Source organism: Bathymodiolus azoricus thioautotrophic gill symbiont, assembly GCF_001298715.1.
Lineage (GTDB): Bacteria > Pseudomonadota > Gammaproteobacteria > PS1 > Pseudothioglobaceae > Thiodubiliella.
In genome coordinates, this window is the sequence record NZ_CDSC02000331.1 from 1 (window position 1) to 8,862 (window position 8,862).

The window sequence follows — 8,862 nt, forward strand, 5'->3', positions numbered from 1 at the left end:
ATTGGTATAATTTGAAGCCTGATTTGTTTATCAGAAAGCCTGATATGTTTCGGAGTGTGGTTTTTGAAAGTAGGGAATAACGTGGTGAAACCTGACAAGTAGACAAGGGCTAATTATTTGTATTTATACAAAGGCTTTAAATTAAATTATTAAGGAAAAAAATATGTCATTACCAAATGTTCCATTTTTTGAATACCCAAGACTGTGGTCTGATGATAGAGAAGAATTTTTATCAATTATTGACAGCGTGTCCTCAGCAGGTGGATTCATTTTACAAAAAGCAGTATTGGATTTTGAGGTGGCATTAGCCAATTACACGGGTGCCAATTATTCTGTTGGCGTGGGTAATGCCACTGATGGTATGGAGATATTTTTAGAGGCAATTGGTATTAAGCAAGGTGACGAAGTTATTATTTCCTCTCATACAATGTTGGCAACAGCTTCCGCTATTAAAGTTGCAGGAGGTGTTCCTATTCCTGTGGATATTGGCAATGATAATTTAATAGGTATTCAAGCAATTGAAGATGCAATCACACCAAATACGGTGGGTATTATGCCTACGCAATTGAATGGAAGGGTGTGTGATATGGATGGTATTCTTGCCATTGCCAAGAAATATGGTTTATTTGTTGTTGAAGACGCAGCGCAAGCCTTGGGTGCAAAATACAAAGATCAGCATGCGGGTACATTTGGACTGGCATCTGATATTAGTTTTTTCCCAGCAAAGGTATTGGGTTGCTTTGGTGATGCCGGTGCCGTGCTTGTTAATGACAAAGCGTTGTATCATAAAGTGTATCAAATGCATGACCATGGGCGTGATGTTGATGGTAAAGTCAAGTGTTGGGGTAGGAATTCAAGACTTGACAATGTTCAAGCGGCAATTTTGAGCCATAAATTAAAAACATACGATAGCGTGATAGCACGCAGAAGAGAAGTGGCGCAAATGTATCAAGACCATTTGGGACATCTTGAGGAATTACAACTTCCTGCTGCACCCAGTGTGGAATCAGATAATTTTGATGTTTACCAGAATTATGAATTACAGGCAGATAGTCGAGATGAGTTAAAAGCTTATTTGAGCGGAAAAAATATAGGCACACTTGTTCAATGGGGAGGGGTGGCAATACACCAACTCACGCAGCTGGGATTTAATCAAGTATTGCCAAATACTGATCGATTTTTCCAACAATGTATTATGCTACCAATGAATGTATTTATTAGCAACAGCGATGTTGATTATATTTGCGAAATGGTTACTCAGTTTTATAAAAAATGATTAGAAGATTACTTGATATTTTGATTGCACTTCTTGGTTTGTCAATCACAAGTCCAATTCTATTGTTGGTAATATTTTTAATTTGGAAGCAAGATAAAAAATCGCCTTTTTATATGGCACCAAGAGTAGGCAGGAATAACACAATTTTTAGAATGGTAAAATTGCGTTCCATGGTAAGCAATGCAGATAGTTCTGGCGTTGATTCAACCAGTACAAATGACAATAGAATTACACCAATTGGGCACAAAATTAGAAAATACAAACTAGATGAAATAACCCAGTTATGGAATGTTCTAATGGGAGATATGAGCCTAGTTGGCCCTAGACCAAATGTTAAAAATGAGACAGATTCATATACACCTGTTGAGGAAAAATTACTTTTAGTTAAGCCAGGTATTACCGATTTTTCATCCATTGTTTTTTCGGATGAGGGGGATATTTTAGAAGGTAAAGAGAATCCAGATTTAGCTTATAATCAGTTAATTAGGCCTTGGAAGAGTAGGCTGGGGTTAATTTATATCGAAAATCGCTCGTCACTGCTAGATTTACAACTGATTTTTTGGACGGTGATTGCTATTATCTCAAAACCTAAAGCCCTTAAATGGATTGTCAAGCAGCTCATCAAAATGGGTGCTGACACTGATGTTGTTACTGTGTCTATGCGAAAGGCAGAATTACAACCGTCAATTCCCCCTGGGAGTTGACGAAGTTGTTACCACTCGTTAATTGAAGGTGCATTCTTATTTTTTTTTAATTATTTAGTTCTTGATATGGCAAGTTACAGGTTTTGTGTAGATTGGCTATAATAGCAAAATGATTGAAAAGTTATCTAATATGTCACGAATTTACAAGCAATTGATTTTGATGTCAGTGGATAGTGTGCTGCTGGTGGTGACACTGTTGGCGGCATTTTCAGTGCGATTAGGTGAGTGGCATTTTCCAAAGAGTGATTTAGAGTTAGCATTGGCGATTTTTAGTGCACCAGCGGTGGCTATTCCTATTTTTATTTACTTTGGGTTATATCGAAGTGTGATTCGTTATATGAGCTTTAAGGATGTGCGTGCGATTGTACAAGCGGTGAGTTTGTATGCGTTAGTGTGGGGTGTGATTGGCTTTATGGCTGCGGTAGAAGGCATACCTAGAAGTGTAATCCTGATTAATTGGCTACTGTCTTTGGTAGTGATTGGTGGTTTGCGTGTGGTGTTACGCCAGTTGCTTGGTGGTGGATTGCGTTTATCATCGGTTAAAAATATTGTTAGTAGTGACCAAAAGCGTGTGTTGATTTATGGAGCGGGCAGCGCAGGTATTCAGCTGTCCTCAGCACTTGAGCATACTTTTGAATATAAGCCTGTTGGCTTTATTGATAATTCGCTAGAGTTGGAAGGTTCCCAGATTAGAGGGCTGCGTATTTATTCTCCAGACAGTGATGTTGGAAAATTAATTGAAGAACTTAAGGTGAGTGAGGTGTTGCTTGCAATTCCGTCTATTTCTCGAGCTAGGCGCTCAATTATCATCAATCAGTTTGAGTCATATCCTGTGGTAGTGCGCTCATTGCCGGGTGTGGCAGATCTGGCACAGGGCAAGGTCTCTGTGGCTGATTTGCGACAAGTGAGTATTGTGGATTTGCTTGGGCGCGATGTGGTGCAGCCTAATCAGGATTTACTGGGTAAGAATATTTCTGGTAAAGTGGTAATGGTAACGGGCGCAGGTGGCTCGATTGGTTCGGAGTTGTGCCGACAGATTGTAAGTCTTAAGCCAAAGACCTTGGTGTTGTTTGAGATTAGTGAGTTAGCACTTTATACCATTGAGAAAGAATTGTCAGTCGCCAATATTGATATTTATCCTATTCTAGGTAGCGTGAATGATACTAAACTCTTATCTCAGGTATTAAAACACTTTGAAGTTAATACAATTTACCATGCGGCGGCTTATAAGCATGTACCGATGGTGGAGTTTAATAATACCGAAGGTGTGAATAACAATGTGCTGGGTACGCTGAAGTGCGCACAAGCGGCTATTGATGCTAAGGTTGAGACTTTTGTGCTTATCTCTACAGACAAGGCAGTGCGCCCGACTAATACAATGGGTGCGACTAAGCGTGTGGCTGAGCTGATATTACAAGCTCTAGCACAAAGACAAAACAATACTCAATTTACGATGGTGCGTTTTGGCAATGTATTGGGTTCTAGTGGTTCGGTGATACCGCTATTCACCAAACAAATTAAAGAAAATGGTCCAATTACTATCACGGATAAAAATATTATTCGTTATTTTATGACTATCCCTGAATCAGTGGAGTTAGTAATCCAAGCAGGTGCAATGGGTAAGGGTGGAGATGTGTTTGTCTTGGATATGGGTGAACCTGTGCGTATTGATGAGCTTGCTAGAAAGATGATCCACTTGAGCGGGCTAGAAGTCAAAGATGATAATAATCCAAATGGTGATATTGAAATTCATTACATAGGGTTGCGCCCTGGTGAGAAGTTGTTTGAGGAGTTATTGATTAGTGATAATGTGAGCGAGACTGAGCATTCATTGATTATGCGTGCGGAAGAAAACTTTATAGAGTATAAAGAACTACAAGTAACGCTGTTAGAAATGGAGGCAGCGATTGATAAGGGTGATCAGGCTACTTTAAGGAGATTATTGGTTAAGGTTGTGTTTGATTTTAAACCTCAGTGTGATATTGCTGATCTACTGTATAAGCGATAAGTAACAAGGGTTTTAGTAACAGGTAGTATAGAGTTAAGAGCCAGAGCTGAAAAATTACTAGAAGAGTGACAGGTAGCCAAAACTTGAATAGGCGCTGACTAAGAAAACACAATTTCGTTATCAGACAGTCTGCCGTGAATAACCGACCCTGGTAGAAATTCTCCAGAGAGTATCTTTTGAGAAAGTGGGTTTTCCAACAATTGCTGTATAGTGCGTTTGAGTGGACGTGCACCAAATACTGGGTCATAGCCTCTGTCTACAATTAGTGTCATTGCATTGTCATCTAACTCAAGTTTGAGGTCTATTTTTGCTAGACGAGATTGCAGAATCTCAACTTGCAATGCGGCAATGCTTTTAATTTGGGCTTTTTCAAGATTATTAAACACGACAACTTCATCAATACGATTAACAAATTCAGGGCGAAAGTGTTCTGCAATAATTTGAGTCAATTCAGCGCTCATATCTTTTCCTGGATTTTCTTGTATTAAATGAGAGCCAAGATTAGAAGTCATTACAATCACCGTATTTTTAAAATCAACCGTACGACCTTGTCCATCAGTCAAACGACCATCATCAAGCACTTGTAAAAGAATATTAAACACATCGGGGTGTGCTTTTTCTACTTCATCAAGCAGTATGATTGAGTATGGTTTTCTACGCACAGCTTCGGTAAGTACACCACCTTGTTCATAGCCAACATAACCAGGAGGCGCACCAATCAATCGTGCCACTGAGTGTTTTTCCATAAACTCACTCATATCGATGCGCACAATAGCTTGTTCAGTATCAAACAAGAAATCAGCCAAGGCTTTGGTCAGCTCGGTTTTACCCACACCTGTTGGCCCCATAAACATAAACGAACCATCAGGGCGGTTAGGGTCTGATAAGCCTGCTCGAGAGCGACGCACAGCATCTGATATTACTTTTACTGCTTTATCTTGCCCAACTAAACGCTTATGAATAATGGACTCCATTTGTAAGAGTTTGTCTTTTTCGCCTTCCATCATTTTATCCACTGGGATACCTGTCCAACGGGCAACAATGTGGGCGATTTCATCTTCAGTTACTTTGTTACGCAAAAGTGTCATTTCTTGCGTATCGGCAGATTCAGCTTCGGCTATTTTGGCTTCTAATTCAGGAATTTTCCCATATTGAAGCTCACTCATTTTTGCCAAATCATTATCACGATGTGCCAATTCTAGGTTGGACTTTGCTTGTTCAAGCTCTTCTTTTAAATGTTGCGCACCTTGTACCACAGATTTTTCTCTTTTCCAAATCTCTTCAAAGTCGGCATATTCTTTTTCAAGTGTTTTAATGTGTGCTTCAAGTTCTTTGAATCGCTCTTTAGAGGCTTTGTCTTTCTCTTTTTTGAGTGCCATGCGCTCAATTTTGAGTTGTACCAATTTACGATCAAGTTTGTCCATTGATTCAGGTTTTGAGTCAATTTCCATGCGAATTTGTGATGCGGCTTCATCGATCAAATCAATGGCCTTATCAGGCAGTTGTCTATCGGTAATATAACGCTGAGAATAAGTAACAGCAGCGATAATTGCTGGGTCAGTGATTTCCACGCCGTGGTGGACTTCGTATTTTTCTTTCAGTCCACGCAAGATGGCAATCGTATCTTGTTCGCTAGGTTCATCTACCAGTACCTTTTGAAAACGGCGCTCTAGGGCAGCGTCTTTTTCAATGTATTCACGATATTCATTTAGCGTGGTAGCGCCCATACAATGCAAGTCTCCACGAGCCAGTGCAGGTTTAAGCATATTGCCCGCATCCATTGCACCATCGGCCTTGCCTGCACCCACCATAGTGTGTAATTCGTCAATAAATAAAATCACTTGACCTTGTTCGGCTTCCAATTCTTTCAATACCGCTTTTAATCGTTCTTCAAATTCACCACGGTATTTTGCACCTGCTACTAATGCCGCCATATCCAATGATAATAATCGCTTGCCTTTGACACCTTCTGGCACTTCATTATTAATAATGCGTTGTGCCAAACCTTCGGCAATCGCAGTTTTACCCACACCTGGCTCACCAATTAGCACAGGGTTATTTTTAGTACGGCGTTGTAAGACTTGAATAGCACGGCGAATTTCACCATCACGACCAATCACGGGGTCAAGTTTGCCGTCTTGTGCGCATTGTGTTAGGTCAAGTGTGTACTTGTTTAAAGCATCTCTGTTCGTTTCTGTATTTTGTTCATTCACGGTTTCACCTCCTCTAAGTTTATCTACAGCAGTCGATAGGTTTTTTTTATCAACACCCAAATCTTTTAATAATTGTGTTGTGGTGTCATTGCCACTGATAATTGCCAATAAAAATAATTCGGTTGATAAGTAGCTATCCCCTTTATCAGTTGATAATTTTTCAGTGCTGTTAAGTAGTCTTAATAAGTTTTGCGATATACCGATATCGCCATTTGGACTATTCACCACGGCTAAATTATCAATGGCTTTATCAACATTGTCTTTCAGGTTTTTGGTGTTGACATTCAGCGCTTTAAGCGCATTACTGACACTTGAAGCATAATCACTAAGCATACTGCTTAATACATGCACACCCTCAATTGCTGTGTGATTTTTATTAATCGCAAGTGATTGTGCAGCGTTTAAGTCTTGTTGAAATTGCGAAGTTAGTTTATTAATATCCATTTTTCATTGTGTTTTTTCTTTAAGCTACTTTTTATTTATGGATAATAGTAAAAAAATCAAGAGAAAATAAAATATTATGTTAAATTTAGTATTGTTTGAACCAGAAATTCCCAATAATACAGGCAGTTTAATTCGCCTAAGTGCCAATATGGGCGCCAGTTTGCATCTTATTAAACCATTTGGATTCGAGATGACTGACAAACGCTTAAGACGCGCAGGGCTTGACTATAAAGAGTTAGCGCAAGTTTTTGAATATGAAAATTTTGATCATTATTTAGATAAAGCCAAGCCTGAGCGACTTTTTGCAGTGAGTTCAAAAGTGCAAACTAATTATGCAGAGGTAGAATATCAAGAAAGTGATTCCTTCTTATTTGGACCTGAGACACGAGGACTACCGCAAGAAATATTGGATAGATTTGAAGGTATTACCTTGCCAATGCAAGTTGGTTCTCGTAGTCTTAATTTATCTAATTGTGTTTCCATTGTGGCGTATGAGGCTTGGAGACAAATCGGGTTCATAGGGGCAAAATATGTTTAAATTTATCATATTCATGCTATTTTCATCAATGCTTAGTGCTAACAGTTGTGTAGTATTGTTGTATCATCGTTTTTCTGATTCCACACCCAAATCTACCAGCATCAGTCCTGCATTGTTTGAGCGACATCTGCAACATCTGCAAGATAATGACTTTAAAGTACTGAAACTCAACACCATGCTTGAACGCCTAGATAACGATAACTTACCAAACAAATGCGTAGTGTTAACAGCTGATGATGCTTATCAATCCATTGCAAAAAATGCCTATCCATTATTGAAAAAATATCAAATGCCGATGAGTGTTTTTGTCTCCACCGAACCTGTGGATAAAAAATATCCAGCAATGATAACATGGCAACAAATGCTTAGTATGCAAGGTGATTTTATGCAATTTTATAATCACACTGTAACGCATCCGTATTTATTAGATTTGAATAAAACACAAATTAAAACACAAATTACCCAAGCGCAAAACCGTTTTAATCAAGAATTAAATCAACATAATAAAATTTTCGCTTATCCTTATGGTGAAGCAAGTTTAAAGATATTTAAGCAAGTTAAGGATTTAGGCTATACAGCTTTTGGTCAGTATTCTGGTGTTGTATCAAAGATGAGTAATCGACAAAATCTCCCTCGTTTCCCAATGGCAGGAGATTATGCCAAAATGGTAAGTTTTAAAACTAAAGTGAATACTTTGCCAATGCCCATTAAGATCAAGAATATCAATCCAATCGTCATACAAAATCCACCAACATTAGAATTAGATTTTTTTAAGTCTTTAAGCAAACATCAAAAAGCCCATCTAAATTGTTTTGTCAATGGCGGGGTGAACATGACTTGGCAAAGTGATAAAAGCGTTAAAATTGTTGCTAAAAAGCCTTTAACTGATCGTCGTAGTAAATACAATTGCACTATGCCTAGCGAACAAAAAGGTAGTTATTATTGGCACAGTATTCAGTGGATTAACCCTGATTAAAAAATAGCGTGCTAATCTTATCACTTATTGTATAATTTTTCTGCACAGGATTTGTTGCCACAATATTAACATTGGGCCGCATGTCTGGATAATTAAAAATAAGGAGAGAAACATGAGAGATACAAAAGAGAAATTATCTAACTTAACAATATTTTTGCATTGGGTAGTGGGTTTAACTATTATTGCATTGGCAACTGTTGGTGTTTATATGAGTGAAAATGAAGCGTTTGAGTTTTATCCCATTCACAAGTCAATCGGTGTTTTAATCTTTGTAGTCATTGTGGTTAGGGTTTATTGGCGCTTTGTAAATGGCTGGTTGCAACCTGTTACTGAATATAAGGCGATTGAACATAATTTAGCAAAAATAATCCATTGGGTGTTAATAATTGCGATGATTATAATGCCAATTTCAGGCTTTATTATGTCTGGTGCAGGTGGCTATGGTGTTTCAGTATTTGGTTTAGAAATTATTGCAGCACAATTTGACCCCATCACTAAAGAAGCCATTCCACATAATGCGCAACTTTCTGGGTTTATGCGTGAAACCCATGAAATAGCAGGTTGGACGATAATTGTTGCTATTGGACTACATATTGCCGGTGCTATTAAACATCATTTCATTGACAAAGATAATACTTTGAGAAGAATGCTAGGTAAAAATTAGACATTTTTTTAATTGCTATACTTAAGCTTATATAAAGCC

At 38.3% G+C, this 8,862-nt stretch carries 7 protein-coding genes; 6 read left to right on the plus strand and 1 reads right to left on the minus strand.

What is annotated here, in order from left to right:
- Nucleotides 1–163 precede the first annotated feature (163 nt).
- The 3 genes from BAZSYMA_RS06570 to BAZSYMA_RS06580 all read left to right on the plus strand — a co-directional run bounded on the left by BAZSYMA_RS06570 (nt 164) and on the right by BAZSYMA_RS06580 (nt 3,988).
- Nucleotides 164–1,276 carry a DegT/DnrJ/EryC1/StrS family aminotransferase gene (locus tag BAZSYMA_RS06570; protein WP_090716922.1) on the plus strand — a complete coding sequence of 371 codons (1,113 nt, stop codon included), beginning with the start codon at nt 164–166 and terminating at the stop codon, nt 1,274–1,276.
- Complete coding sequence (locus BAZSYMA_RS06575) at nt 1,273–1,980, plus strand: sugar transferase (protein WP_090716924.1); 708 nt, start codon at nt 1,273–1,275, stop codon at nt 1,978–1,980. The genes BAZSYMA_RS06570 and BAZSYMA_RS06575 overlap by 4 nt, the downstream gene beginning before the upstream one ends.
- A 109-nt stretch (nt 1,981–2,089) precedes the next feature.
- Complete coding sequence (locus BAZSYMA_RS06580; protein WP_090716926.1) at nt 2,090–3,988, plus strand: polysaccharide biosynthesis protein; 1,899 nt, start codon at nt 2,090–2,092, stop codon at nt 3,986–3,988.
- A 98-nt stretch (nt 3,989–4,086) separates the two neighbouring features.
- On the opposite strand, the gene clpB is transcribed toward BAZSYMA_RS06580, so the two are convergent.
- The gene (gene clpB, locus BAZSYMA_RS06585) at nt 4,087–6,645 is read right to left on the minus strand and encodes an ATP-dependent chaperone ClpB (RefSeq protein ID WP_090716928.1); all 2,559 of its coding nucleotides are present in this window, start codon (nt 6,643–6,645) and stop codon (nt 4,087–4,089) included.
- Between the two features lie 76 nt (nt 6,646–6,721).
- Here clpB and BAZSYMA_RS06590 point away from each other — a divergent pair, with 76 nt between their 5' ends.
- From BAZSYMA_RS06590 to BAZSYMA_RS06600, 3 genes are all read left to right on the plus strand, one after another.
- The gene (locus tag BAZSYMA_RS06590; protein ID WP_090716930.1) at nt 6,722–7,183 is read left to right on the plus strand and encodes a tRNA (cytidine(34)-2'-O)-methyltransferase; all 462 of its coding nucleotides are present in this window, start codon (nt 6,722–6,724) and stop codon (nt 7,181–7,183) included.
- The gene (locus BAZSYMA_RS06595) at nt 7,176–8,159 is read left to right on the plus strand and encodes a polysaccharide deacetylase family protein (RefSeq protein ID WP_090716933.1); all 984 of its coding nucleotides are present in this window, start codon (nt 7,176–7,178) and stop codon (nt 8,157–8,159) included. Before BAZSYMA_RS06590 ends, BAZSYMA_RS06595 begins: the two co-directional genes overlap by 8 nt.
- Nucleotides 8,160–8,271: 112 nt before the next feature.
- Nucleotides 8,272–8,823 (plus strand): cytochrome b, encoded by a 552-nt coding sequence (locus BAZSYMA_RS06600; protein ID WP_090716936.1) that lies wholly within the window; start codon nt 8,272–8,274, stop codon nt 8,821–8,823.
- The last annotated feature ends 39 nt before the right edge of the window (nt 8,824–8,862 follow it).

Excerpts from the sequence above, each read along its gene's own strand:
- BAZSYMA_RS06600 (WP_090716936.1), top strand. The coding sequence starts at position 8,272 with ATGAGAGATACAAAAGAGAAATTATCTAACTTAACAATATTTTTGCAT.
- BAZSYMA_RS06575 (WP_090716924.1), top strand. The coding sequence starts at position 1,273 with ATGATTAGAAGATTACTTGATATTTTGATTGCACTTCTTGGTTTGTCA.
- BAZSYMA_RS06590 (WP_090716930.1), top strand. The coding sequence starts at position 6,722 with ATGTTAAATTTAGTATTGTTTGAACCAGAAATTCCCAATAATACAGGC.
- BAZSYMA_RS06570 (WP_090716922.1), top strand. The coding sequence starts at position 164 with ATGTCATTACCAAATGTTCCATTTTTTGAATACCCAAGACTGTGGTCT.
- clpB (WP_090716928.1), bottom strand. The coding sequence starts at position 6,645 with ATGGATATTAATAAACTAACTTCGCAATTTCAACAAGACTTAAACGCT.
- BAZSYMA_RS06580 (WP_090716926.1), top strand. The coding sequence starts at position 2,090 with ATGATTGAAAAGTTATCTAATATGTCACGAATTTACAAGCAATTGATT.
- BAZSYMA_RS06595 (WP_090716933.1), top strand. The coding sequence starts at position 7,176 with ATGTTTAAATTTATCATATTCATGCTATTTTCATCAATGCTTAGTGCT.